Source organism: Citrobacter sp. Cu233 (assembly GCF_030332225.1).
Classification (GTDB): Bacteria; Pseudomonadota; Gammaproteobacteria; order Enterobacterales; family Enterobacteriaceae; genus Citrobacter.
Genome location: NZ_JAOWIF010000040.1, coordinates 167,253 through 192,954, shown reverse-complemented (window position 1 = coordinate 192,954; position 25,702 = coordinate 167,253). Strand labels below are relative to the sequence as shown.

Sequence of the window (25,702 nt, the reverse complement as noted above, 5' to 3'; positions counted from 1 at the left end):
ATCCCGGACACACAGCGCAGCATGGCTAAAAATACGTACACCTGCTTCTTCCCGGTCCGGGAATATAAAGCAGGCATCATTAGCCACATGGCGGTTCAAGGGGGAATGCCATCCCCTGTGTGCTATATTACTACAAGAATCGATTCAGCAAAAGAGCGCAGCCTCCTGGCTAGCATGAGGGAATACATTGGAAAAATGCATGTTTCAAACCTGGCTTCGCCAATGGGCGCTTATTCCTGACGGCAATCCGGTTATGACGCGAACATCAACGCTATTACCTGTTGCCACAATTAAAGAGGGCCGGAAAGCCATGCTTAAGCTTACTGATGATGAAAATGAGCGTACTGGTGGTGAGCTTATGGTGTGGTGGAATGGCAGCGGTGCGGCGCAAGTGATGGCTCATGATAATGGCGCGACCTTGCTGGTACGCGCCACAGGAGCGGATTCGTTATCCGCGATGTCCAGAACGGGGGAGGATGGGCTGGCATGCCGCATTCTTTGCAATACCGCCGACAGCTCCATCGGCCTGCAAATGCGTCTACACCGGTATTAACGCCGCTGCGGCACTGGTTTCGCAATCTTGCCCCTGCGGCGAAAATTTATGGTGGAGTCATGAGGCGCTGCGCAGAGATCGCAAACCAATTGTTCTCTTCTCCTCAGGATGACGTCGTATTGCATGGTGACTTACACCACGGCAATGTCCTCGATTTTGGTCCGGCAGGATGGCTGGCAATTGATCCCAAGGGGCTACTGGGTGAGCGAGGGTTTGATTATGCCAATATATTCACGAATCCTGACCTTGCCGATCCCCGTGTTGCTATCGCGACAGACCCAAATATTTTTAAGCAACGCGTGCAACTTGTCTCTGAGATAGCCGGGATTGAACGACAGCGGCTGCTGATGTGGATAGCTGCATGGTGCGGTTTATCTTCTGCATGGTTTCTGGAGGATGGGGAAAATGCGGCGATAACCTTGCGTGTCGCGGAGTTAGCGATTGCTGAACTGGACGAAGAGAGCAGGCAATGTTGATCTAAGACACGGGGCTGGTAATTCTTAAACGTTATCATTAGGCTGGTAAACGTTTTATTAATCTATCAGTGAACGGCGGTGATGTTGTGTTGTTTATTACAAAACGAGTGGGCCGGAAATAATGACTTCGTGGTTTTCATTAATAAAAAAACGGCCAAACCTCATATTGCTGGTGGTTTTTCTCATCGGAGCAAACATCGTCGCCTGGTTTTGGGCATTCGCCGCGTTTAGTCATAATACGTCACTTCTGGCGCTGAGCCTGATCGCGTGGTGCTATGGTTTGCGTCATGCAGTCGATGCCGATCATATTGCTGCCATAGATAGTGCGACGCGAAAGCTCATGCAGCAAAACAAACGTGCACTGACGACGGGGGCATGGTTTTCTCTGGGGCACTCTACCATCGTCGTGCTGGCAAGCATTGGTATTGCTCTGACCACCAGCGCGTTTAAGCAGCATATGATATGGTTTCAGAATATTGGTGGAATTATCGGAACCTCCGTTTCTGCCGCATTTCTGCTGATTCTGGCTACCATCAACCTCATTATTTTCTGTCAGGTCTGGAAGGCGTTCCGCCATCTGAAACGTACCGGTATTTATGATCTCTCCACGGAAGATGTCACGGTTTCAGGTCCGCTGAGTTGGCTATTCCGCTCAGCCTTCAGGTTGGTTGGGAAAGACTGGCACATGTATTTTGTTGGTTTCTTATTTGGCCTGGGCTTTGACACCGCGACTGAAATCTCGTTATTGGGCATATCGGCTTCAAGCGCCTCCAACGGGATGTCTGTCTGGTCCATTTTAGTATTCCCTGCGCTGTTTACCTGCGGTATGGCGCTGATTGATTGTCTCGACAGTATTCTGATGGTTGAGGCCTACGGTTGGGCATTCAATAAGCCACAACGTAAGCTGTATTACAATATGACCATTACCGGAACCTCAGTGATTGTGGCGCTGTTTATTGGCGGACTGGAGGGATTGAGCCTGCTGTCTGATGCGTTTTCGTTACAGGGCGGGTTGTGGGACACGGTCAGTAACTTAAGTGACCACATGGGCAACGTCGGGTTTGCCATTATTGGTGTCTTTATTGCCTGTTGGATTATTTCCGCGTTGAACTACCGCTGGAAAAAATATGACGGTCTGACGTTCGGTTAACATAAAAAAGCCTTCCGTGATAAGGAAGGCTTTGATCTTATTAGTGGTCTACTAACTCATTTGAATTTGCACATTGTGAACCCACTATGCGCTTGTTCAACATCCGGTTGGCCACCACGCCAGACATCATAGAGCCGTTCACATTTAATGCCGTTCGCGCCATATCGACAATCGGTTCAATGGCGATAAAAATCCCCACCAGCGCCACCGGGAAATTAAGGGTTGAAAGAACAATCAACGCGGCAAATGTGCCGCCTCCACCAACGCCGGCAACACCGATAGACCCCAGCGCAATTGCAGGTAACATGGCGAGGAGAAAGTGGATTGAAAGCGGGTCAATGCCCATTGTCGGCGCAATCATTGCCACCATGATGGCAGGATAGATCCCGGCGCAACCATTTTGTCCCATGCTGGAGCCAAATGAAGCCGCGATGTTGGCTATGGTACTTTGTACCCCCATTTTTTCCTGTGCTGAAATAGCCAGCGGGATCGATGCAGCGCTGCTGCGTGACACAAATGCAAAGGTTAATACTGGCCAGACGGTTTTAAAATAGTTAATGGGATTATTGCCGCTGAATACCAGTATCAGCGCATGCACGATAAACATCATTAAGATCGCGATATAACAGGCAGCAATAAAACCTAACAGGCTAGCGAACTGTTCCAACCGATATGCGGAGAATACACCGGCCATTAATGCCATCACGCCGTAGGGTGTGAGAGCAATAACGATACGCACCATTTTCATCACCCAAATCTGGATGGCATTAATTCCCACGCTTAATTTCTTCCCGTCTTCTGGCGCGTCTTGTTTAACTTTTAATAATGCAATACCGGCCAGAAGAGTGAAGATCACGATACCAATAACAGAGACGCTTCTTGCTCCTGTTAAATCGAGAAAAACATTGGTGGGGATTAACGATGTAATCAGTTTAGGCAGGGAAATTGCCGTGGTTTTGCTCACATCATCCGCTGTCAGCGTTGATTGCATATGACTAAATGCACTGGCATCGAGACCTAACACATGCGCTGTGAGTAGCCCAATAAACCCAGCAATCATCACCAGACACAGCATGCAGCCAACGATGGTTAGCGACATTTTACCAATACCTGCGTTGTTTTCGAGTTTATTGATGGCGGAGAGAATCGAGATAAAAATCAGCGGAACGGCAACCAATTTCAGCAAGTTCACATAGCCATTGCCAATAATGTTATACCAGTCGATGACTATTTTACTATTGTCGGCGGCAACCAGATGTAGAGACATGCCAATGACAGCGCCCAAGAAAATGGCTATAAAGACGCTTTTAGAAAGGGAATGGCTTTTTTGATGAATTCTGAAAATTGCCCATGAACAAACCAAAAAAATCGCGATATACGCGAGAGTAACGAACATATTGTAGCCTCTTGCCTCATTCAGCACCTGAAATGCCGGAAAGAGTTGTTTTCTGAACTATCCCCAAAACCCCCATGGTTTCAGGACCGGGGGGATTATAGGGAGGGAGGCCGTTCACAGCCACACAAAAAGTGTGGAACTGATTCAAGCGGCATCCTTATGCTTATTCTGCAAACAGTTTTTGTGACAATGTAACGGATTAACATGGCTGGTTGGGGAGCCAGCCCGGTTAAATTACTGACGAGACTCGTCGTCCCAGGCATGCGGAGCGAACAGATAACCTTTGTTGCGTACCGTTTTGATTCGATAGGGTTCAGTCGCGTTATCAAGCAGTTTTTTGCGCAACCGGGAGATCGCAACATCGACACTGCGGTCCATACCGTCGTAACTTACGCCGCGCAGGTTTTTCAGCAAGGCATCGCGATCCATAATCTGCCCGGCATGGGTTGCCAGTTCCCAAAGTAACTCAAAATCCGCCGTAGAGAGGGCGACTTGTTCACCGCCGAGCAGCACAGACCGATTCGTTGGGTCAATGGTCAGTGCGCCAAAACGCAGTGTGGTGTGCGGGGTGATGGTGGCAGTCTGAATCCCTTTAGCCTGGGCTGAATGTTCGTTTTGGCGTAAATGCAGGCGCAGGCGAGCCAGCAGTACTGCCGGTGGTGTGGTTTTCAGGATATAGTCGCAGGCACCCATTTCGAGGGCCAGAATATGGTTCATGTCGCTGTCCAGCGAAGTCAGCAGGACAATTGGACCTTGCCAGCGCCCACGCAAATCACGGCAAATAGTCATACCGTCTTTACCTGGAAGCATAATATCTAACAACACCAGGTCGGGTTGCACTTGCAGGATTTTCTCTTCGGCCAAATCACCACGAGGTTCAACGATAACCTCAATATCATGCCGGGCCAGATAGGCCGCAATCAGCGAACCTACTTCGGGATCATCTTCAACAAATACGATGGTGTTCATATCATTCATTTTGAATATAAAACGCCAACATACACCGCCATCGTTTTTCCTTCCATTAATCTTTTCTAAACGAGAACGCTTCCGTTATGCTAGGGACTGATGTTATTGATGTGTTAAGGCAAAACGATGGGACTCGTAGTAAAAGCGGCGCTGGGTGCGCTGGTAGTGGTGCTGATTGGTTTACTGGCTAAAACAAAGAATTACTATATTGCGGGATTAATTCCACTGTTCCCGACCTTTGCGCTGATAGCTCACTATATTGTGGCCAGTGAGCGTGGAATAGAGGCATTACGTACAACCATTGTATTCAGCATGTGGTCGATTATTCCCTATTTTGTCTACCTCATTTCACTGTGGTACTTCACCGGTTTTATGCGTTTACCCGTCGCGCTCATTGGCTCGGTAGTTTGCTGGAGCCTGAGCGCGTGGTTGCTAATCTTTTGTTGGATAAAACTGCACTAGCGCAGGTGGCGACCACCGTCAACGGCAAAGCTGCGGCCAGTGACAAAACAACTGGTAAACAGGTAGTCTATTAAATCAATGACTTCTTTTTCACCGGGCGCTGTTTTCATCAACGATTTATTCAGCGCCTGCTGGCGATATTCTGCATCGTCACCTTCGTTAAACAGGATTAGCGAGGGGGCGATTGCATTAACTTTCACTTCCGGGGCCAGTTTGCGGGCGAATGAGCGGGTCATATTATCCAGAGCCGCTTTACTGGCAGCATACGCAATATGCTTGTCGCTGCCGCGTTCTACGACGTAATCAGTAAAATGGATAATATCGCTGGCCGCATGCCCATGTCCTCGCAGCAGTCCTTCCAGCGCGTGATTAAGCAGGTAAGGGGTATTCACGTGGATCTGCATCATACTGGACAGCACGTCAGAAAGCGGCAGCCCCGGTTTTTCGGCAACCCAGGCGCTGGCATTATGCACAATAGCGCGTAACCCTTCTGTACGGGCTTTCACTTCATTGGCAAAAGCGAGGACACCTTCGTCGGTCGAGAAGTCAGCCTGAATACACAGTGCACCCGCCTCTTGCAGGCCATCAATCGCCGGGTAGTGTGTCCGGTAGCTGACGATCACCGGCTGCTTTTGATTCAGAAAATGCCACGCGATGGCGAGACCGATGCGACGGCCTCCTCCGGTGATAAGTATTGGCAAAGCGGGCTTTTTACCCATCGAGATCTCCATGAGTCGCAAACGATGGGTCAAAAATTTAACCCATCAGCATCCAGGTCGCTGGAACAGCTGCTACAAGAAGCAGGCCGATCAAAGCCATTTCCTGGCGTTTTAATACGTTGTCATGCGCGTGAGTTTTGCGGGCATAAAGGAAAACCAGCAACCCCGGAGCATACAGCACCACGGACAACAGCAGGTGCATCGGACCTGACGCGTACAGTAACCATAAGCCATAAATGCATGCACCGACACCCACAGCCTGATGAATTGGACGGGTCGCTATTTTCAGTAAAAATGCGCCGACGAGGAAATAGGGCACCAGAATCATCTCTGAGGCAATAGTCAGCAGCGTATTGTAGTCAGAACCTGTGAGCCAGATCAGCACCAGACAGACCTGTACGCAGATGTTAGTCAGCCACAGTGATGCAGATGGTGCACCTTGCGCATTCTGACGGGCAAAAATACGCGGGAATGCTTTGTGCGTGGATGCCAGAAACGGGACTTCCGCTGCCATAATCGTCCAGCTCAAATAGGCGCCGCAGACAGAGACAATTAAACCCGCGGCGATAATGATTTCGCCCCACGGCCCCATCATTTTTACCATCAGACCAGCCATTGATGGGTTGCGGATTTCAGCCAGTTCCGGGCGTGCGACCACGCCAAGAGAAAGCAGGGTCACCAACAGGTATACGCCAAGCGCGGCAAGTACGGCCAGCAGCGTTGCGCGTCCGACATCGCGTTTGTTCCTCGCCCGTGCGGAAACTACGACAGCGCCTTCCACACCGATAAACACCCACAGGGTGATAAGCATGGTGTTTTTGACTTGCTCCCAAACAGGAACCCCCAGTTTCACACCGGTAAAGTCGAGGCTAAAGGTGTCAAGCTTAAATAACATGAATGCCAGAACGATAAACAGGCCAAGCGGCAGTAGCTTCGCCAGCGTCGCCACCAGATTAATGCTGGCGGCTGTCTGTACGCCACGTAACACCAGAAAATGCACGATCCACAGCAGTACCGATGCTCCAACAATAGACTGCCAGGTATTCCCGTCGCCAAACAGACGAAATGCAGGTGTATCGGTAAAGAAGCTAAGTGCGGAAAAGACGATAACCAGATAGGAAACGTTAGCGATAACGGCACACAGCCAATATCCCCACGCGGAACAGAAACCGATCAGCTCTCCGAAACCTTCACGCGCGTAGGTAAAGATACCGCCGTCCAGTTCCGGGCGGATACGTGTCAGGATAAGCATGGCAAACGCGAGCAGCAGGATCCCCGCCCCCGTAATCGCCCAGCCAATCAATAACGCTGCCGGGCTCGCTACCGCAGCCATATTTTGTGGCAGGCTGAAAACACCAGCGCCAAGCATTGAGCTTAAAACCAGCGCTGTCAGTGCGCTCAGACCCAATTTCTTTTCCATTTGTATCCAGTTACAAAAACGAGAGTGAGAGAATAATTATTTTGGCAAACCGCATAAAAATGGTGAAAGCCACTAAGGCGCGGGATTTTACGGAGAGAAGACAGCGCATGCAATGGGGATAGGCAGATTTGTGACTAAAAATGCTAAAGGCGGCATAAAGCCGCCTTTTATTATTACTATTGTCTGTTACTTATACAGGTCGGCGCTGATGGTCATGTTGTTACCACGTTCCGACCACTGGCGGGTGATGTGGTAGTACTTAGCCCCTTTTTTCGCTGCACGTTTAGCAACCTGGTAAGATACTTCGGTCATGTTGCCATAGTTACCGGTGAACTTGATGCTGTCGAATGGCACCATCATCGCGGCGGTAGCTTTGTTCAGCTCTTCAACTTTAGTACCGTCAGGCAGGGTGACAGTGTAACGTCCGCCTTTAGTTGACTGCGTTTCGAAGAAACGACCCACTTCGGCACTCGGAGACGCGGTTGTTGCCACGCCAGGAATTTCAACTTTCTTCGCGGCTTCGCCACCTGCTGCTAACGCGGCACGTCCGGCATCAGAATCAGCCGGGATCGCATCAGGGCTTTGAACAACACGTTTTTTCGCATCTTCTTTGTAGATGAATGCGGTAATACGTTGGTTACCCCCCTGGTTGGCATCAACCTGGCGTACAATATAGAAAGAGTAAGCCCCTTTTTCTTTCGCCACTTTGGTGATGGCATCATTGACTTCAGGCTGGCTGCGGTAGAAACCCTGAACCGTAACGGTATCGAAAGGTTCAATCAGAACGGCCTGGTCTTTCGGTAATTCCATAACGCCGTTGATGACGCGATTTTTGGTGACTTCTGCTTTTTCAGCGTCGGCTTTATAGATATCGGCGACAACACGCCAGTTACCGCCACTGCCAAAATCTGAGGTATCAACAACATAAAAGGAGGCTGCACCGTCTTTATCTGCACGACGGGATACAGCGTCTACCGCATCACCGATAGCATTAAAACGACCGGTAACCACAATGCGGTCATAGGGTTTCAGGGCAGCTGCTTGCTCCGGCGTCAATTCTGTCGCTGCATTTACAGAAAAAGCAGTCGCAGAAAGAAGAGCGGACGCCAGGAGAGTGTTCTTAAGCTTCATAAAAATAATCCTTCGCCTTGCGCAAACCAGGTACTGGTATTGTTATTGACTAGAAACGTGGCTGATTATTGCATTTAAATTGTGTCAGTGTCTGCGTGATTTTTCACTCATCGTGCCACCCATGCTAACAACATCGATAACATTTAGTGATATGTCTAAAAATTCGGCGTTTGGCGGCTAAAACTGATAAAGCGGTTGAATTTCATAAGTTAATTTAATGTTAATTAATTGTTCTACGGTGGCGCTTAATCATGTTTTGCCGCTTCGCTTGAGCGAATTATCAGCCTTTGCGGGCTATTTAAAGGGCATTATCCCTGCTTGCGAGTGAATTCATTCCTGTTTTGCAAATTTCATAATAAATACTGTTTTTTGGCGCTAGATCACAGGCGTCATTTTCAGTAGGTTATACAGAGTTTGTTACTGTTTTATTTTATTGAGGTAACACTGAGCTCTCTCGGGAGTGTGCGCATGCCTCTTGCGAACATTGATAAACCATCATCAAAAATACAGATGGAAGGGAACATTATGCGAATTGGCATACCAAAAGAACGGTTAACCAATGAAACCCGTGTTGCAGCCACACCGAAAACGGTTGAGCAGCTGCTGAAGCTGGGTTTTAGCGTCGCGGTTGAAAGCGGCGCAGGTCAACTGGCTAGTTTTGACGATAAGGCGTTTGTGCAAGCAGGCGCAGAAATTGTTGACGGGAATGCGGTCTGGCAGTCAGAGATTATCCTGAAGGTCAATGCGCCAGAAGCGTTTGAGATTCCGTTGCTTAATCCGGGTACAACGCTGGTGAGCTTTCTCTGGCCTGCGCAGAACCCTGAGCTACTGCAAAAACTCGCTGAGAGAAATGTGACGGTCATGGCCATGGATTCAGTGCCACGTATTTCGCGTGCGCAGTCACTGGATGCCTTAAGCTCGATGGCCAACATTGCAGGGTATCGTGCAATTGTTGAAGCTGCACATGAGTTCGGACGGTTCTTTACCGGACAAATTACCGCGGCGGGTAAAGTTCCACCTGCCAAGGTGATGGTGATCGGTGCGGGAGTGGCGGGATTGGCCGCTATCGGTGCAGCAAACAGCCTCGGGGCAATTGTTCGCGCTTTTGACACTCGCCCGGAAGTAAAAGAACAAGTTCAAAGTATGGGCGCTGAGTTCCTCGAACTGGACTTTAAAGAAGAAGCGGGCAGCGGTGATGGCTACGCCAAAGTGATGTCCGAAGCGTTTATTAAAGCGGAGATGGCGCTGTTCGCCGCTCAGGCAAAAGACGTCGACATCATCGTTACCACCGCGCTGATCCCGGGGAAACCCGCGCCGAAACTGATCACGCGAGAGATGGTTGATTCGATGAAGTCCGGCAGTGTCATTGTCGATCTCGCCGCGCAAAACGGAGGTAACTGCGAGTATACCGTTGCCAATCAGGTGACCACCACCGAGAACGGCGTCAAGGTTATCGGCTATACCGATTTACCGGGTCGTTTGCCGACGCAGTCTTCACAATTGTATGGCACCAACCTTGTCAACCTGCTGAAACTCTTGTGCAAAGAGAAAGACGGCAACATCACCGTTGATTTTGACGATGTGGTGGTGCGCGGCGTGACAGTGGTTCGCGATGGTGAAATTACGTGGCCTGCACCACCAATCCAGGTTTCTGCTCAGCCACAAGCGGCGCCTAAAGCTGCACCTGCACCACAGGAAGAGAAAAAACCTGCGTCTCCATGGCGTAAATATGCCCTGATGGCTCTGGTGGTGATTCTGTTTGGCTGGCTAGCCGATGTCGCGCCAAAAGAGTTCCTCGGACACTTTACGGTGTTCGCACTTTCCTGCGTGGTGGGTTACTACGTGGTGTGGAATGTCTCGCATGCGTTGCATACCCCGCTGATGTCCGTGACTAACGCTATCTCCGGGATCATCGTCGTGGGGGCATTATTACAAATTGGCCAGGGCGGCTGGGTGAGTTTCCTGAGTTTTATCGCGGTGCTTATTGCCAGCATTAATATTTTCGGTGGCTTCACCGTGACTCAGCGCATGCTGAAAATGTTCCGGAAAAACTAAGGGGTAACATATGTCTGGAGGATTAGTTACAGCTGCATACATTGTTGCCGCAATCCTGTTTATTTTTAGTCTGGCGGGGCTTTCCAAACACGAAACGTCTCAACAGGGTAACAACTATGGTATCGCCGGGATGGCGATTGCGCTGATTGCCACGATTTTTGGCCCGGATACCGGTAACGTCGCCTGGATTCTGGTCGCAATGATTATCGGTGGTGCAATTGGTATTCGTCTGGCGAAAAGAGTCGAGATGACCGAGATGCCGGAGCTGGTGGCGATTCTGCACAGCTTCGTCGGTCTGGCAGCCGTACTGGTTGGTTTCAACAGCTATCTGTATCACGATACCGGTCTGGAACCGATCCTGGTGAACATTCACCTGACAGAAGTGTTCCTCGGCATCTTTATCGGTGCAGTAACCTTCACCGGTTCTGTCGTGGCGTTTGGTAAACTGCGCGGCAAGATCTCATCGAAGCCGCTGATGCTGCCGAATCGCCACAAGTTGAACCTGGCGGCGCTGGTGGTCTCTTTCCTGCTGCTGGTCGTGTTTGTTCGTACCGAGAGCGTGGGCCTGCAGGTCCTGGCGCTGCTGGTGATGACTATTATCGCACTGGCGTTTGGCTGGCACCTGGTAGCATCCATCGGTGGGGCCGATATGCCGGTCGTCGTCTCTATGCTGAACTCCTATTCAGGATGGGCGGCAGCAGCGGCAGGCTTTATGCTGAGCAACGATCTGCTGATCGTTACGGGGGCGCTGGTCGGTTCCTCGGGTGCGATCCTGTCTTACATTATGTGTAAGGCAATGAACCGCTCTTTCATCAGCGTTATTGCGGGGGGATTTGGCACTGACGGCTCCTCAACCGGTGATACCGAAGAAGCAGGTGAACATCGTGAGATTAATGCCGAAGATACCGCTGAAATGCTGAAAAATTCGCATTCCGTGATTATCACCCCAGGCTACGGTATGGCGGTGGCGCAGGCGCAGTATCCGGTGGCAGAAATTACTGAGAAACTGCGCGCCCGTGGTATCAAAGTTCGCTTTGGTATTCACCCGGTAGCAGGGCGCTTGCCTGGTCATATGAACGTGCTGCTGGCGGAAGCCAAAGTGCCGTATGACATCGTGTTGGAAATGGATGAGATCAACGATGATTTCGCCGACACCGATACCGTGCTGGTGATTGGCGCGAATGATACGGTAAACCCGGCAGCGCAAGACGATCCGCGCAGCCCGATTGCCGGAATGCCAGTACTGGAAGTGTGGAAAGCGCAGAATGTTATCGTGTTCAAACGTTCAATGAACACCGGCTATGCAGGCGTGCAGAACCCGCTGTTCTTTAAAGAAAACACCCATATGCTGTTTGGCGATGCCAAAGCCAGCGTGGATGCGATTCTAAAAGCGTTGTAATGCGTGCTTAAAAGTAAGACGGCCTCTGCGGAGGCCGTTTTTTTGTTACACATCCAGTTTACGCTGGGTTAACCATTCCACGCGAGCGGGATCGCGATGCGAGAAAAATGCACTGACCCCGGCGTCCATGGCGGCGATTTGCGTCATTTCTTCAGCCGTTAGGGTAAAATCCAGTATCTGAATATTCTCTGCCATACGCGCTTCACGCACGGTTTTCGCCAGAGAAATAATTCCGCGTTGATAAATCCAACGCAGCACCACCTGACCGACGCTTTTCCCGTACTTCTCACCAATCGCGGTCAGTGTCGGATTTTGAAACAGGTCATTGCGTCCCTCGGCGAATGGCGCCCAGGCCTGTGGTTGAATATTGCGGCTCTGCATCCAGGCTACGGCATGCGGTTGCTGGTGGAAGGGATTCACCTCTATCTGGTTCACCGCCGGGATGATGCGGTTGAAGGCCATCAAATCTGCCAGACGGTCCGGGTGAAAATTGCTGACGCCAATCGCACGAATTTTCCCTTCTTCGTAGAGTTCCTCTATAGCACGCCAGGCACCGTGTACGTCGCCATAGGGCTGGTGGATTAAATACAGGTCAAGGTAGTCAAGCTGAAGACGCTGCAACGAACGCGCAAACTGAGCTTTCGCGCCAGCGTAGCTGGTATCCTGTAACCACAGCTTGGTTGTGATGAAGAGTTCATCGCGGGGTACGCCGCTTTGTTTCAGCGCATTGCCGACCTGAGTTTCATTCAGATAGGAGGCGGCGGTATCGATCAGGCGATATCCTGTTTCGATGGCATCCCGCACGGCTTGCTCACACTCGTTTGCTTCGGTCATTTGGTATACGCCGAAACCGAGCAGAGGCATCTCAACACCGTTATTTAAGACGGTTGTATTCATGGAACGCTCCTGAACATCATTTTTGCATTGGCAGCAGATTAGCAAATATCTGTTCACACCATTAGTCGGTTAAATCGGCATAGACCTATGAGCTAAATTCATTTTTAGCAGGATAATATGCGAAGATTGTCACATATGTTTGGTGCGAAAAGGGTGTTATTCATGATTGACACTCATAAACTTATGCTTCTTTCGCTATCTAATCACGGCCATTCACCCTGTATATACTGCCACCTGACTTTTCCTAAGATATCAGGACGCTATGCGTATATGTAAACAGCGCTCGCCGGTTGCTACTGCAAGCCACACCGGTTTCTCTTTTATTCTTATCCTCAGCGGTTTGATGGCCTTTACTTCACTTTCAACAGATATCTACCTCCCGGCGATGCCGACTATGGCAGGGGATTTAAACGGTAATGTGGAGCTTACTGTTACCGGTTTTTTGGTGGGGTTTGCTATTGCGCAGTTGATCTGGGGACCGATCAGCGATCATCTGGGCAGACGTAAACCGCTGTTCATCGGCATGGTGCTGTTTATCATCGGCTCAGCGGGGTGTGCGCTGTCTACGGATATTACGCAAATTGTTTTCTGGCGGGTCTTTCAGGCGCTGGGGGCCTGTACCGGACCGATGCTGGCGCGTGCCATGATTCGTGATCTCTTTGCTCGTACTCGTGCGGCACAAATGTTGTCAACCCTGGTACTGGTTATGGCGATTGCCCCCATCGCAGGGCCATTGATTGGCGGGCAAATTATTCGACTGAGCACCTGGCACTCTATTTTTTGGTTACTGGTCGTCATTGGTGTGCTGATGTTTATCTCTTTGCTGTGGTTGCCTGAAACACTACCTGAAGAAAGACGTGTAAAAGCCTCACTGGCAGGCGCATTTCATCATTACCGCGTGCTATTAACCAATGGTCGATTTATGCGCTACACCCTGAGTCTGACCTTTTATTACGTGGGTGCGTATGCGTTTATTACCGGTTCGCCATTTGTTTACATTCGCTATTATCATGTCGATCCGCAGCATTACGGCTGGTTATTTGCGTTAAATATTGTCGGCGTTATGGCGATGAGTGCGGTCAACCGCCGGCTGGTGCAACGGCATGCGTTAGAACAGTTGCTGAAGTACGCGACGATGTTGGCGGCACTGGCTGCTGTTGCATTGGCACTGTTGGTTAAGCTGGAAATAGGGGGGGTTATTGCCATTATCATCACTGTGTTTCTGTTGTTTTCGATGAATGGGATCATTGCAGCAACGTCGACGGCCGCCGCGCTGGATGCGGCCCCCAATATCGCCGGTTCAGCTTCGGCGCTGATTGGCTCATTACAGTATGGCAGTGGCATCATCTCGTCTTTACTGCTGGCGAGATTGAGTGACGGCACCCCCTGGACCATGGCATGGATTATTGCGCTATTCACACTGATGAGCGCCGCACTGGTATTCCGTGTCAAACAGTAGTTGAACAGCCCCGCGATAGCGGGGCATACACTTATTCTTTGTTAAGATCGCTCAGCAGGACGGCAATGCTTTGACCACCATTTGTTTGCTCAAGGGCAATCTTTACGATGATGGTCAGCGGTACTGAAAGCAGCATTCCAACGGGGCCGAGCAGCCAGCCCCAAAAAATCAGCGACAGGAATACCACCAGCGTAGAAAGTCCCAGCCCACGCCCCATGATGCGGGGTTCGAGGATATTGCCGAATACCAGGTTAATCACAAGATAACCTGCCAGCACGAGCAATGCGTCGTAAAAACCACTGAATACCAGTACCTGAGCAATAGGGGGAATTGCTGCCAGCACCGAACCGATGTTAGGAATATAGTTCAGGGCAAAGGCCAGTAGTCCCCAGACAAACGCGAAGCGGACATCCAGTGCGGCAAGCATGCCCCAGGCGACCAGACCGGTGACGATACTGATGGCGGTTTTTAGTACCAGATAGTGTGAGACACTGTCGATAGCGCGTTGGATCGCGGCCATTCCTTCAAGCGGCCGGCTCATCATTTGTTTAAGTTTGCTGGGGAGTTGCGGTACTTCCAGCAGCATAAAAACCACGGTCAGCAACAATAGGAATATCGAGGACATCGCATTAGAGAGTTGCGTCAATAAATTGGTGACCAACGTCATCGCAGCGTTTGGATCGACATATTTCACCAACTCGTCTACGGAAACACCGATCCCCGCACGTTGTAGCCACGGTTCGATATTTTTCAGTGGGATAACCAATGACGAACGATATTGCGGTAGTGTACGCGCAAGCTCATTTAAGGATGTACCTAAATAAGCCAGAAGCAGCACCATTAGCATGACAATAATAACAACCAGCAATGATACGGCGAATACACGCGGTATGCGGAGCTTAGCCATGCGTTGTACTACAGGATTGAGTACGACGGCGATAAATAACGCCAGAATAAACGGTACGATGATATCGGCAGCAAATCGGATACCGGTTAGAATGATAACTAACATGCCAAGCATAATAACTATTTTTAGGCCGTTAAGCGTGATGATCGGTTTTGCCATGTGAATCCCTGAATTTTTTTATCAATATAATAATGTGATCTGCCTCGAGCCGTTATAACAAAAATCAAACGAGCCGGGTAAAGAAGTGAAAAGATTTTGAGTTCGCATTGAAGCTATGATACAAATCATCTGTGTTTAACTACCGAGGACAATTATCATCCGCGATGATGAGAAGCAACACTGCGGATAATTGTAATATTATGGACAATACGTTCAGGATGTTTTTGCGTTTACCTACACTTCTTCGTACCTCTTCCACTTTCTTGCTTGCGGGTGAGCAACACTGGCGCAACGCGCTTTAGTCCCTTCTTCTGCCTGAGCTGGCGTTATGCGCTGAGCTATCTGATTCTATTTTTTGGTTTACTGCGTGCAGTAGGCCCAAAGGACTATATTCTCAAGCAGGAGAAGCATCATGTTTTACTGGATATTATTAGGTCTGGCCATCGTGGCTGAAATTACCGGTACGCTGTCAATGAAATGGGCAAGTGTAGGCCATGGTAATGCGGGCTTTATTTTAATGCTGGTAATGATCGCCTTATCGTATATTTTTCTTAGTTTTGCCGTTAAAAAAATCGCCCTTGGTGTGGCCTATGCCTTATGGGAAGGTATCGGAATTTTATTTATTACGCTGTTTAGCGTGCTGTTATTCGACGAAACCTTATCCACGATGAAAGTTGCTGGACTGGTCTCGCTGGTGTTAGGCATTGTGTTGATCAAATCGGGTACACGCAAGCCGGCAAAAGCGAGGAGGGAGGTGATCCATGCAGCAGTTTGAGTGGGTTCACGGCGCCTGGCTTGGAATGGCCATCGTTCTTGAAATCGTCGCTAACGTCTTCTTAAAATTTTCCGATGGTTTCCGCCGTAAGGCTTATGGCGTGTTGTCGCTGGTGGCGGTGTTAGCGGCCTTTAGTGCGCTGTCCCAGGCGGTAAAAGGGATCGACCTTTCTGTCGCCTACGCGCTGTGGGGAGGATTCGGGATCGCCGCAACGTTAGCCGCAGGATGGGTGCTTTTTGGTCAGCGCCTGAATAACAAAGGCTGGATTGGCGTCGCACTGCTTCTGGCTGGAATGATAATGATCAAACTTGCCTAATCTTCGTGCTGCCCGCAAACGTGGGCAGCATGTGTCATCCTTTCGCCAGTGCTTCGAGTTTATCGCGAAAACCCGTCACAGAAATGGCGCGATTATCTGCCCGCCAGCGATCTTTTGCTGCTGGAGCGGAGCTTTGCACACCAATCAATTGCCAGCCTGAATCTGTCTTTAACATCAATGGGGAGCCGCTGTCGCCAGGGAGCGTATCGCACTGATGCGACAAGACTGTATTTTGCGCCCAGCCAGTTACCACGCAATCCTGATGCGTGTACAGGTCATCCAGGTGATCTTCCGGGTACCCCGACTGAGTCACTTTACGGTCAGCTGCTTTTAGCGCAGCGGTTAACGCGGCTTTATCACCGTCAAATAACGGTAGCGGCGCGATCCCGGAGGGGGGATAACGTAACACCACCAGACCAAAATCCCACGGTGCCGCAGAAGGGGGGACAATCCAGCCGTCACCATCTGCTTTTAGACGCTTGCCGAGAGAGGGATCAACCCGACCTTCAATGCCGTGGATTTCATAGCGCCAGATACCCTTTTTCGATACAAAACGAAGCGCGACGGCTTTATCCGGCTTGCCTTTCGGTGGGGTGAGTAAGCAGTGCCCGGCGGTCAGGGCCAGGTGAGGTGAAATGAGCGTAGCCGTACACAGGTTGCCGCTGGCGGTTTCCAGTTGCCCGATAGCGTCCCACGGTGATTGCGTTGGGTCAGTCACCCTCACACGATCGTCATGACCAAAAAACAGCGTTTTTATGTTATCGGCTTCAGCAATGGTCGTTGCAGGTTGCTCCGCATGTGCAACGACAGGAAATAGACAAATTGAACCCAGTAATACCGCAATGGTTTTATGCATATCACACTCTGGTGGGGAATTATGATTATTAACAGCAAACCCTCAGTTAATACTATAGACGGGACGGCGGGAAAGTGGGAGTAAAATCAGATAACTACACTCAGGAAAGATAAAAATGCATGGCGATAAGCGCGCAAATTATCAGGGTAATAAGAATGAACTCAAAGCGGTAATGTGACACCATTTTACCCTCCGAAAGGCGGCGCTAAATCAGACTGATTTAGCGCCGTATGCTATGGCATGGGGGACGCCATGGTTACTACAGATGTTTTATGCAGCCGGTTGAGCAGCGGGTTTAGCGGTTTCGTGTTTTACTGCTTTTTTGGTGTGTTTTTTAGCGGCCTGAGCTTTCTGCTCTGCGGCTGGTTTGGTTGCTGCTTTTTTGGTGTGTTTCTTCGCAGCCTGAGCTTTCTGCTCTGGCGCTTTTTGTTCTACAGCCGGTTTAGCTGCGGATTTTTTAGCGTGCTTTTTGGCAGCCTGTGCTTTCTGCGGAGCTGCTTTGTGTTGTTTTTTATGATGAGTGGTTTTTGCCGGTGCGGCTTTCGTGGTCGCAGCAGCAGTCGGAGCGGTAGTAGCAGTTGTTTCAGCAGCAAATGCAGCGGAAGACAGACCCATAGCAGCGGCAACAACCAGAGCTAATACTTTTTTCATTCTCATACCCTCGATTTGGTTTTTCATTCAACCCCACTGCGGGGCCGTTGAAATAACTATATCGCTGTAATCTCTGGGCTTCCGTGAGTCATTGGTTTCGACGTGTAACCGTTTGTACAATGACTCACGGTATATGATTACAGATAGCGGGCTTCCAGATGGGCGCGGAAATAGCGGCTGCTCAGCGGTTCTCCGGTTGCCTGGGTAATGAGCTGCTCGGTCGTGAAACGACTGCCATGTTGCCAGATATTCTGGCGCAACCAGTCAAACAAGGCGCTGAAGTTTCCTTGCGCAATGGCGTGGTTTAAGTCTGGCAATGCGCGGTTAGCCGCACTGAAAAGCTGTGCTGCATACATCGCCCCCAATGTGTACGAAGGGAAGTAACCAAAACCGCCATCGGTCCAGTGGATATCCTGCATACATCCATTACGATAGTTCCCGATCGTAGAGAGCCCTAACCAGGCCTGCATTTTTTCATTCCACAAGGCAGGAATATCATCGACCTCAATGTCGCCGTTAATCAACGCGCGCTCGATTTCATAACGCAGGATCACGTGAGCAGGATAGCTAACCTCGTCAGCGTCAACGCGGATAAAGCCCGGTTTGACCTGCTGGTTCCAGGCGATGAAATTGCTTTCCTCAAAGGCGGGTTGATCGCCAAAATGCCGTGTTACTGCGGGAATTAACCGTTTCAGAAACGCCGGACTACGGCCTAATTGCATTTCAAAGAACAGGCTCTGAGACTCATGGATGGCGGTCGATCGTGCCAGGGCAATAGGTTGTCCTGACCAGTTACGCGGCAGATTTTGCTCATAACGCGCATGACCTGTCTCATGAATGACGCCAAATAACGCGCTGAGCAGTTCGTTTTCATCATAGCGGGTGGTAATCCGAACATCTTCTGGTACGCCGCCACAGAACGGATGTGCACTGATGTCCAGCCGTCCTGCGGTAAAATCAAAACCTAACTGCGCCATGGTTTCAAGGCCCAGCTCACGCTGAACTGCAGTCGGGAAGGGGCCGGTGGGGGCGATAAGCGATTGTTGTGATTGTTTGGCTACCACCTTATTGAGCAATTCGGGTAGCCAGCTTTTGATATCGGCAAAGAGAATATCCAGCCGGGCGCTGGTCATCTCTGGTTCAAAGACATCCAGCAATGCGTCGTAGGGCGAACATCCTTTCGCTTCTGCACGCAGTTGGGCTTCTTCGCGGCTGTACTTAACCACCTCTTTCAGGTTTTCAGCAAACCCTTCCCAGTCATTGGCCGGGCGTTGGCTGCGCCAGGCATGTTCGCAACGACTGCCCGCCAGTGATTTCGCTTCTACCAGTGATTCGGGTAGCAAGGACGCTTGATGATGTAGCCGTGACATTTCGCGCAGATTGGCCTGCTCGACATCGTTCAGGTCTTCCTGCTGTGCGGCGGCGATCCACTTTGCCACATTGGCATCGGTTAACAGTTGATGTTCAAGCACGCTCAGTTCGGCCAGCGCTTCACCCCGGGCTTTGCTACCGCCAGGCGGCATCATGGTAAACATGTCCCAACTGGCGATTGCCGAGAGGTGAGAGAAGCGAGAGAGGCGCTGGAACGTGCGGGTGAGTTGATGGTAATTATCATTGTTACTCATTTTTTGTTCTCGTTCTGCTTAGGTGTAGTGAGAAGTTTATCGTGATTCATTCACTTTTCATAAACACACCTTTATAACTGGTTTTCCGTAACAGCTTTTTATAGCGAAAAGCCAGCAGCACGACAAAACAAATGGCGTAGATAATGGGGAGCGGTGATAACACTTTTACCGACCACAGGTAATGCAGCGGTAGCAAAATAGCGGCCAGATAGACGTAGTTGTGCAACGTTTGCCAGCGTTTGCCCATTTTACGTTGCGCGACTTGTGTGGAGGTCAGCGTCAGCAGGAGTAAGATAGCCCAACCCGTCATGCCCAGCGTTAGCCATGGGCGCGAAACCAGTTCACGTCCTAACAATCCTGGATTTTGTATACCCAGCTCCAGCAACGCATAGCTGGTCAAATGCAGCGTGGCCCATGCAAAACACCATAAACCTAACAACCGCCGGGTGCGAAACAACAAAGGCTGCTTTGCATAGCGCGCAAGCGGCGATATCAGCAGGGTAGCCAGCAAAAACTTCAGCGCGGTAATGCCTGTAAAGTGCTGGATATCTTTTCCCGGATCGGCACCTAACCCACCATGCTGTGCGGCCCAGAAGAGCCATAGCAGGGGTAAAAAACCGGCGAGATGCAGCAACCCTTTCAGGCTGGTTATCTGTTTTGCGGTTAGCCTCACTTAAAAATACTCCCGTAAATCCATGCCCTGATATAAAGAAGCCACCTCATCGGCATAACCATTAAAAGGCAACGTGGGCTGTCGCTGTACATCAAGAATGCCACCCGAACCGATAAAACGCTCCGTGGCCTGAGACCAACGAGGGTGATCGACCTGTGGATTTACATTGGCGTAAAAACCGTATTCGTTCGGCGCTGACATATTCCAGGTCGTCGGCGGCTGCTCGCGCGTCAGCTTAATACTGACTATCGATTTAATGCCCTTGAAGCCGTACTTCCAGGGGACGGTCAGGCGTATCGGCGCCCCGTTTTGCGGTGGCAAAGCTTTGCCATACACGCCCACGGTTAGCAGTGTTAGCGGGTGCATAGCCTCATCCAAACGCAGACCTTCAACATAGGGATATTTCAACCCTCCGCCAATGAAGCGATCTTTCTGGCCGGGCATTTCATCAGGGGCGTAGCGAGTTTCAAAGGCGACGTATTTGGCGTGACTGGTTGGCTCAACCAGAGCTAATAATTTATGCAAAGGAAAACCCACCCACGGTATAACCATCGACCAGGCCTCAACGCAACGCATCCGGTAAATACGCTCTTCTAATGGAAAACGCGTGGTCAGCGCATCATGATCCAACGTTAAAGGTTTGTTCACCTCACCGCTGATGGTCAACGTCCAGGGATCGGTTTTCAGGCTACCGCCATTGGCGGCTGGATCGGCTTTATCCAGACCAAATTCATAGAAATTGTTGTAGCCCGTCACCTTATCTTCCGGCGTCAGGGACAGATTGTTTTGCCAGCGCTCAGGCTTTATGAACTCGAGCGTTTTGCCCGCCGGTGCAGGCGGACGATCGTTGCCTTTAAACCAATTCAACAAACTGGCCTGTGTCGGGGCAGGCAACGACGCCGCCGCCGCGCCTATCCCAAGGGCTTTGAGGATCTGTCGTCGTTGCATAAAAAATACTGACTCGGCTGTAACATCAGCTTCCCGAAGTGGACGTTTTTTCTGCATAACGTTTCCTTTTTATTTTCATGTTAGGGAAAACAAAGCGGCGTTTCCCTGTTGATGCCTGACGTGTCGATAACAACATACTGCGCGCCTGCGTATCCCTGGATCCTCACGAAAAGTTAAAAATTTTGTGATAACTTCCGCCCCTTGCCTGAGGTAAGCTTTCAGCACGACGAGAGGGGGGATGACACCGATGGCAGGCGCAAAAAAGATATTTTTGGTGGAAGATGACAGTGATATTGCCGCACTTTTGCAACTGAGCCTGAAGGATGAGGGGTACGAAATTATTCATGAGGCTGATGGAGCACGAGCGCTTGAGCAACTTGAGAAGCACGTCTGGGATGCTGTTATCCTCGATTTGATGCTGCCGGGCGTGGACGGTCTGGAGATTTGTCGTCGCATTCGTCAAATGAGTTTCTATCTCCCTGTCATCATTATCAGCGCCCGCACCAGTGAAACTCACCGCGTATTAGGACTGGAAATGGGGGCCGATGATTATTTAGCCAAACCTTTCTCGGTGCTGGAATTGATGGCTCGGGTGAAGGCACTGTTTCGCCGTCAGGCGGCTATGAGTCAGAATTTACGTGTGGAGGCGGGGATTATTACCGTCCATGGCGTGCAGATTGATCCCTTAGCCCGGGAAGTCCGCCAGCATGGTACATCCCTCGATTTAACGCCGCGTGAATTCGATCTGCTCTATTTTTTTGCCCGTCATCCAGGGGAGGTCTTTTCGCGTCAGGCGCTGTTAGATCAGGTGTGGGGTTACCAGCATGAAGGGTATGAGCATACGGTGAACAGTCATATCAATCGCCTGCGGACCAAAATTGAAAAAGATGCTGCGGAGCCGGAAATTATTCTCACGGTTTGGGGACGAGGCTATAAGCTTGCTGCGGTTAACGCGGAGCATCAGCCATGATTTATCGCCTGTCGCTGAGCCAGCGTCTGACCCTTGTTTTTACCGCCATTATGCTGATTTGCGCGGTTGCCGTCAGCGCTGTCCAGATCCGCAGCAGTAAACAGTATGGCGACGCCATGGTGCAAAGGCTCTCGCTGGAACTGGCGAGCAAGATTGTCAAAAGTGAGTCGCTTATTGATGCCCGTGGGCAGGTGAATCGCCAGACGTTAAAAGAACTTTTTAATCACCTGATGACGCTCAACCCAAGCGTGGAGCTGTATCTGGTTTCACCGTCAGGTGAAATACTCGCCGATGCCGCTCCGCCTGGACATATTCAACGCCAGAAAATTAGCGTACAGCCGATCCAGGTTTTCCTTAATTCGGACGAACTTCCCGTATACGGCAACGATCCGCGCAGCAGCCAGCAAAAAGTATTCAGCGCCGCGCCAGTCTTATTTAATGGTGAGCTGCATGGCTATTTGTACATCATTCTGCAGGGCGAAGACGTGAATATGCTGGCGAATACAGCCTGGCAAAAAACGCTCTGGAATACCGTTGCCTGGACGTTAATACTGGTTTTATTAGCCGGTGCAATCGCGGGGGGACTGGTGTGGCGATGGGTGACGAACCCGGTGAAAAGGCTAACTGGTCAGGTGGTCAAGCTGGAGCAGGACAGCATTAGCGTCATCAAACAGCTGGCGCAAAAAAATCCCGAACCGGCCCCGGCGAATGAAATAGCGTTGCTGAACAATGCGTTTATCGAGTTAGCGCAGAAAATTGCACAGCAGTGGGATCTATTGGCTGACAGCGATCGTCAGCGCAGAGAGTTTATAGCCAATATATCGCACGATTTACGTACACCGCTGACTTCACTGCTGGGGTATCTGGAAATGCTGTCGCTGAAAGCCGATACAATGACGCCGGAGGAAAACCGACATTATCTTGGCATCGCGCTGCGCCAGGGACATAAGGTTCGCCATCTGTCACAACAGCTGTTTGAGCTGGCAAGGCTTGAGCATGGCGGTATAAAACCGCAGCGTGAACGATTTGCTATTGGCGAGCTAATCCAGGATGTGGCGCAGAAGTTTGATCTCCCTGTTGCCACGCGTCATTTACAGTTGCACCTTGACGTAATGGGGCCACTACCGTTGGTGAATGCTGATTTATCGATGATGGAAAGAGTTGTGACGAATTTGCTGGATAACGCTATCCGCCATACACCTGACGGGGGCGAAGTGCGGCTAAAAGTCTGGCGTGATGCAGACCGCTTGTTAGCTGAAGTGCAGGACAACGGGCCGGGGGTAGAAGAGGCTGTACGAGAAGTATTATTTCAGCGCCCGACCGCGTTAATTCCCCGTGAGCAGCGGGCTGAGCGAGGCGGACTGGGCTTACTGATTGTGCGCAGAATGCTCGAACTGCATGGGGGAGATATCAGCCTGGTTAATTCAACGGCAGGGGCCTGCTTCCGTTTTTCGTTGCCGCTGATGGATTCTTCACTGAGTCGCTGACCATGATGTTCCGGCGTACAGGGTTTATAACGCTTTCTGGCATTGTAACCCTGGACATGGCGTAAAAATTGGTAGGTTGTCAGTGATAATGAGAATTTTTATCGTATATTGATAATTCATCAACTTATCTTTGATAAGCGTAAGGAGATCGTATGTCACAGGATGCCGACAACCTGTATCTCGTCAGAACCAAAGCGGTTGCTGGCTGTTTTTCAATGTTTTTGCTGATGTTTAGCCTCACGTTCATCCCGTTATTTTTCCCCGCAAGCCAGACTCTGCTTGCCAAAGGGCTACTTTTTCCGCTGCTGTTTATACTGGAATTCGTCGTCCTGGTGCCGTTGTATTACGTTTTCTTTAGAAAAAGAGACGGTCTGGGAAAAGGAACATTCAACGCCCGGTGGTTTGCCATATTGTTTGTTGCGCTGCTGATTGTGCAACTCGTCCTGCCCTGGGTACTGGGGATCAGAAAGACCGAAGAATGGGTGACAAGTCAGGTCTCACTGAACAGCTACGCGCTCTGGTTATCCTGTGTCACGCTGATATTTATTGCACCCGTGTATGAAGAAATCATCTTCAGGGGCTGCCTGTTTAATGCCTTTCAGTACTGGTTCAATAATAAAACCGGATTGTCGTCCGTTATGGTGTCGGCTATTTTCGCCGTGATGCATACACAGTATGTGGATCTGAGAACGCTATTGATGTTGTTTATTGTGTCCCAGGTTTTGATCCTCGCGAGGCTGAAAAGTAACGGTTTACTGATGCCGATGATGCTACATATTTTGATGAACGGTACGGTAATTGCCCTGCAAATTAGCGCCCAGACGTTTATGTTACCGTGAAGTGTTTATGATGCCCGGTTTTCGGGCATCATTGATTATGCGTGCAGACGATGGTGCAAACGGGCACCAACCAATAGCGCCAGCACCAGCATCAATGCGATAAACCCGCCCACGCCGTTCCAGCCATAGCTATGCCAGAAAACACCCCCTAATGTACCGGCAATGCTTGAGCCCAGGTAATAGCTGAACAGGTACAGTGAAGAGGCCTGGCCTTTCGCGCGTTTGGCTCGCGGCCCGATCCAACTACTTGCCACGGAATGCGCCGCAAAAAAGCCGGCTGAAAAAAGCAACATACCGGCAAAAATCAGCCATAACGAGGTAAACAGGGTCATTATTAGCCCGAACAACATCACGCCTGTCGAGAACAACATCACCGGGCCGCGTCCATAACGGGTGGTCATGGAACCGGCTTTGGGTGAGCTCCAGGTCCCGGTTAGATACGCTACGGACAACAGGCCGACCACCGCCTGGCTGAGTTCCCACGGAGAGAGCATCAGACGGTAGCCGATGTAATTAAACAGGGTGACAAACGAACCCATCAGCAAGAATCCTTCTGCGAACAACAGCGGAAGTCCTCTGTCACGCCAGTGCAAACGGAAGTTGATAAACAGCGTTTTAGGCCGTAACGATGTCGGTCTGAAGTGCCGTGATTCCGGTAAGATCTTCCAGAACATTAGCGCGGAGGCAAGGGCAAAGCAGCCAATCGCCGCCAGTGCGATTCGCCAGTTGAAAAAGTCGGTAAACACGCCGCTAATCAAACGACCACTCATACCACCAATCGAGTTCCCGCTGATGTATAAGCCCATTGAAAAGGCAACAAAACTCGGATGAATTTCCTCACTCAAATAGGTCATTCCCACGGCCGCCACGCCGCTGAGCGAAAGGCCTATCAGCGCACGCATGATTAAAATACCGTGCCAGCTGGTCATCATTGTCGAAAGCAACGTACAGCAGGAGGCCAGCAGCAACGCGGTGACCATCACCGGTTTACGGCCTATGGCATCGGAAAGTGGGCCGGTAAACAGTAAGCCGATCGCCAACATGGCCGTTGAGACAGAAAGCGAAATACTACTGCTGGCAGGCGATACGCCAAACTCATGCGACAGCACGGGCAGTATGGGCTGTACGCAATAGAGAAGGGCAAATGTCGCCAGACCGGCAGAAAAAAGCGCCAGCGTGACGCGCATAAAAGGGGATGTACCGCGTTTAATAAAACCATCCGGCGGAGTGACTATCTGTTCATCAACATCGCTCGCCGGGGCGGTATCGACAGTAGTTGTACGGCTCACTTAAAATCCTTGCTCAATCATTTGCATCTATACCCAGCGTTTTTCAAGCCACGTACTGCGACGTGAAATCCATTGGGTCTACAGGACCAGCTTTAAGAGTATGAAAATCACAATATTCTGT

At 50.4% G+C, this 25,702-nt stretch carries 25 protein-coding genes, 1 pseudogene and 1 riboswitch; of the genes and pseudogenes, 12 read left to right on the top strand and 14 right to left on the bottom strand.

Features of this window, described 5'->3' with window-relative positions; translation table 11 throughout:
* Nucleotides 1-63: 63 nt before the first annotated feature.
* Nucleotides 64-125, bottom strand: a riboswitch (Fluoride riboswitch).
* Between the two features lie 62 nt (nt 126-187).
* Together OGX95_RS17260 and OGX95_RS17255 are read left to right on the top strand one after the other, a co-directional pair.
* Nucleotides 188-1,029, top strand: a pseudogene (locus OGX95_RS17260) (aminoglycoside phosphotransferase family protein).
* A gap of 121 nt (nt 1,030-1,150) precedes the next feature.
* Nucleotides 1,151-2,179 (top strand): HoxN/HupN/NixA family nickel/cobalt transporter, encoded by a 1,029-nt coding sequence (locus OGX95_RS17255; RefSeq protein WP_286630334.1) that lies wholly within the window; start codon nt 1,151-1,153, stop codon nt 2,177-2,179.
* Between the two features lie 40 nt (nt 2,180-2,219).
* On the opposite strand, the gene OGX95_RS17250 is transcribed toward OGX95_RS17255, so the two are convergent.
* Complete coding sequence (locus OGX95_RS17250; RefSeq protein WP_286630424.1) at nt 2,220-3,575, bottom strand: L-cystine transporter; 1,356 nt, start codon at nt 3,573-3,575, stop codon at nt 2,220-2,222.
* A gap of 234 nt (nt 3,576-3,809) precedes the next feature.
* Nucleotides 3,810-4,544: a two-component system response regulator RstA gene (gene rstA / locus OGX95_RS17245; protein ID WP_286630333.1), complete on the bottom strand. Its 735-nt coding sequence runs from the start codon at nt 4,542-4,544 to the stop codon at nt 3,810-3,812.
* A gap of 126 nt (nt 4,545-4,670) precedes the next feature.
* Here rstA and OGX95_RS17240 point away from each other — a divergent pair, with 126 nt between their 5' ends.
* Entirely contained in the window at nt 4,671-5,006 is a 336-nt protein-coding gene (locus OGX95_RS17240; RefSeq protein WP_005121178.1) for a GlpM family protein, read from the top strand.
* Here OGX95_RS17240 and folM read toward each other — a convergent pair.
* The 3 genes from folM to ydgH form a co-directional block, all read right to left on the bottom strand.
* Nucleotides 5,003-5,725, bottom strand: coding sequence for a dihydromonapterin reductase (gene folM, locus OGX95_RS17235; RefSeq protein WP_286630332.1), 723 nt, complete (start codon nt 5,723-5,725; stop codon nt 5,003-5,005). The genes OGX95_RS17240 and folM overlap by 4 nt on opposite strands.
* A gap of 37 nt (nt 5,726-5,762) precedes the next feature.
* A complete protein-coding gene (locus tag OGX95_RS17230; RefSeq protein ID WP_286630331.1) occupies nt 5,763-7,145 on the bottom strand; it encodes an amino acid permease in 1,383 nt (460 codons plus the stop codon).
* A 186-nt stretch (nt 7,146-7,331) separates the two neighbouring features.
* A complete protein-coding gene (gene ydgH, locus OGX95_RS17225) occupies nt 7,332-8,276 on the bottom strand; it encodes a DUF1471 family protein YdgH (protein WP_005121175.1) in 945 nt (314 codons plus the stop codon).
* 525 nt (nt 8,277-8,801) lie between these two features.
* Here ydgH and pntA point away from each other — a divergent pair.
* Entirely contained in the window at nt 8,802-10,331 is a 1,530-nt protein-coding gene (gene pntA, locus OGX95_RS17220) for a Re/Si-specific NAD(P)(+) transhydrogenase subunit alpha (protein ID WP_286630330.1), read from the top strand.
* A gap of 10 nt (nt 10,332-10,341) precedes the next feature.
* On the top strand, nt 10,342-11,730 hold the full coding sequence (gene pntB / locus OGX95_RS17215; protein ID WP_286630329.1) for a Re/Si-specific NAD(P)(+) transhydrogenase subunit beta: 1,389 nt from the start codon (nt 10,342-10,344) through the stop codon (nt 11,728-11,730).
* A gap of 45 nt (nt 11,731-11,775) precedes the next feature.
* Here pntB and OGX95_RS17210 read toward each other — a convergent pair whose 3' ends face one another.
* On the bottom strand, nt 11,776-12,627 hold the full coding sequence (locus tag OGX95_RS17210) for an aldo/keto reductase (RefSeq protein ID WP_286630328.1): 852 nt from the start codon (nt 12,625-12,627) through the stop codon (nt 11,776-11,778).
* Between the two features lie 262 nt (nt 12,628-12,889).
* Here OGX95_RS17210 and OGX95_RS17205 point away from each other — a divergent pair, with 262 nt between their 5' ends.
* The gene (locus OGX95_RS17205; protein ID WP_286630327.1) at nt 12,890-14,086 is read left to right on the top strand and encodes a multidrug effflux MFS transporter; all 1,197 of its coding nucleotides are present in this window, start codon (nt 12,890-12,892) and stop codon (nt 14,084-14,086) included.
* Nucleotides 14,087-14,117: 31 nt separating this feature from the next.
* On the opposite strand, the gene OGX95_RS17200 is transcribed toward OGX95_RS17205, so the two are convergent.
* A complete protein-coding gene (locus tag OGX95_RS17200; protein ID WP_286630326.1) occupies nt 14,118-15,152 on the bottom strand; it encodes an AI-2E family transporter in 1,035 nt (344 codons plus the stop codon).
* 131 nt (nt 15,153-15,283) lie between these two features.
* Between OGX95_RS17200 and OGX95_RS23045 the strand changes: the two genes are divergently transcribed.
* The 3 genes from OGX95_RS23045 (at nt 15,284) to mdtI (ending at nt 16,243) form a co-directional block, all read left to right on the top strand.
* Complete coding sequence (locus OGX95_RS23045; RefSeq protein WP_086523670.1) at nt 15,284-15,454, top strand: protein YdgV; 171 nt, start codon at nt 15,284-15,286, stop codon at nt 15,452-15,454.
* Nucleotides 15,455-15,564: 110 nt separating this feature from the next.
* Complete coding sequence (gene mdtJ, locus OGX95_RS17195) at nt 15,565-15,927, top strand: multidrug/spermidine efflux SMR transporter subunit MdtJ (RefSeq protein ID WP_286630325.1); 363 nt, start codon at nt 15,565-15,567, stop codon at nt 15,925-15,927.
* The gene (gene mdtI, locus OGX95_RS17190) at nt 15,914-16,243 is read left to right on the top strand and encodes a multidrug/spermidine efflux SMR transporter subunit MdtI (protein WP_040233868.1); all 330 of its coding nucleotides are present in this window, start codon (nt 15,914-15,916) and stop codon (nt 16,241-16,243) included. The genes mdtJ and mdtI overlap by 14 nt, the downstream gene beginning before the upstream one ends.
* 34 nt (nt 16,244-16,277) lie before the next feature.
* On the opposite strand, the gene OGX95_RS17185 is transcribed toward mdtI, so the two are convergent.
* The 6 genes from OGX95_RS17185 to msrP all read right to left on the bottom strand — a co-directional run bounded on the left by OGX95_RS17185 (nt 16,278) and on the right by msrP (nt 21,053).
* Nucleotides 16,278-17,099 carry a trypsin-like serine peptidase gene (locus OGX95_RS17185; RefSeq protein ID WP_286630324.1) on the bottom strand — a complete coding sequence of 274 codons (822 nt, stop codon included), beginning with the start codon at nt 17,097-17,099 and terminating at the stop codon, nt 16,278-16,280.
* Between the two features lie 100 nt (nt 17,100-17,199).
* Nucleotides 17,200-17,283, bottom strand: coding sequence for a small membrane protein YdgU (gene ydgU / locus OGX95_RS23040; RefSeq protein WP_049259791.1), 84 nt, complete (start codon nt 17,281-17,283; stop codon nt 17,200-17,202).
* A gap of 86 nt (nt 17,284-17,369) precedes the next feature.
* Complete coding sequence (gene asr, locus OGX95_RS17180) at nt 17,370-17,750, bottom strand: acid resistance repetitive basic protein Asr (RefSeq protein WP_271455396.1); 381 nt, start codon at nt 17,748-17,750, stop codon at nt 17,370-17,372.
* A 137-nt stretch (nt 17,751-17,887) separates the two neighbouring features.
* Nucleotides 17,888-19,375, bottom strand: a complete 1,488-nt coding sequence (locus OGX95_RS17175; RefSeq protein WP_286630323.1) for a carboxypeptidase M32 — start codon at nt 19,373-19,375, stop codon at nt 17,888-17,890.
* Between the two features lie 46 nt (nt 19,376-19,421).
* Nucleotides 19,422-20,048: a protein-methionine-sulfoxide reductase heme-binding subunit MsrQ gene (gene msrQ, locus OGX95_RS17170; protein WP_286630322.1), complete on the bottom strand. Its 627-nt coding sequence runs from the start codon at nt 20,046-20,048 to the stop codon at nt 19,422-19,424.
* Entirely contained in the window at nt 20,049-21,053 is a 1,005-nt protein-coding gene (gene msrP / locus OGX95_RS17165) for a protein-methionine-sulfoxide reductase catalytic subunit MsrP (protein ID WP_286630321.1), read from the bottom strand.
* 190 nt (nt 21,054-21,243) lie between these two features.
* On the opposite strand from msrP, the gene OGX95_RS17160 reads away from it, so the two are divergent.
* From OGX95_RS17160 to OGX95_RS17150, 3 genes are all read left to right on the top strand, one after another.
* Nucleotides 21,244-21,966 carry a winged helix-turn-helix domain-containing protein gene (locus OGX95_RS17160; RefSeq protein WP_286630320.1) on the top strand — a complete coding sequence of 241 codons (723 nt, stop codon included), beginning with the start codon at nt 21,244-21,246 and terminating at the stop codon, nt 21,964-21,966.
* Nucleotides 21,963-23,453, top strand: coding sequence for a sensor histidine kinase (locus tag OGX95_RS17155; protein WP_286630319.1), 1,491 nt, complete (start codon nt 21,963-21,965; stop codon nt 23,451-23,453). The genes OGX95_RS17160 and OGX95_RS17155 overlap by 4 nt, the downstream gene beginning before the upstream one ends.
* A gap of 152 nt (nt 23,454-23,605) precedes the next feature.
* Nucleotides 23,606-24,292: a CPBP family intramembrane glutamic endopeptidase gene (locus OGX95_RS17150; protein WP_286630318.1), complete on the top strand. Its 687-nt coding sequence runs from the start codon at nt 23,606-23,608 to the stop codon at nt 24,290-24,292.
* A gap of 35 nt (nt 24,293-24,327) precedes the next feature.
* Here the strand turns inward: OGX95_RS17150 and ynfM are convergent, their stop codons facing one another.
* Nucleotides 24,328-25,581 (bottom strand): multidrug efflux MFS transporter YnfM/SxtP(Kp), encoded by a 1,254-nt coding sequence (gene ynfM, locus OGX95_RS17145; RefSeq protein ID WP_286630317.1) that lies wholly within the window; start codon nt 25,579-25,581, stop codon nt 24,328-24,330.
* Nucleotides 25,582-25,702: the final 121 nt, after the last annotated feature.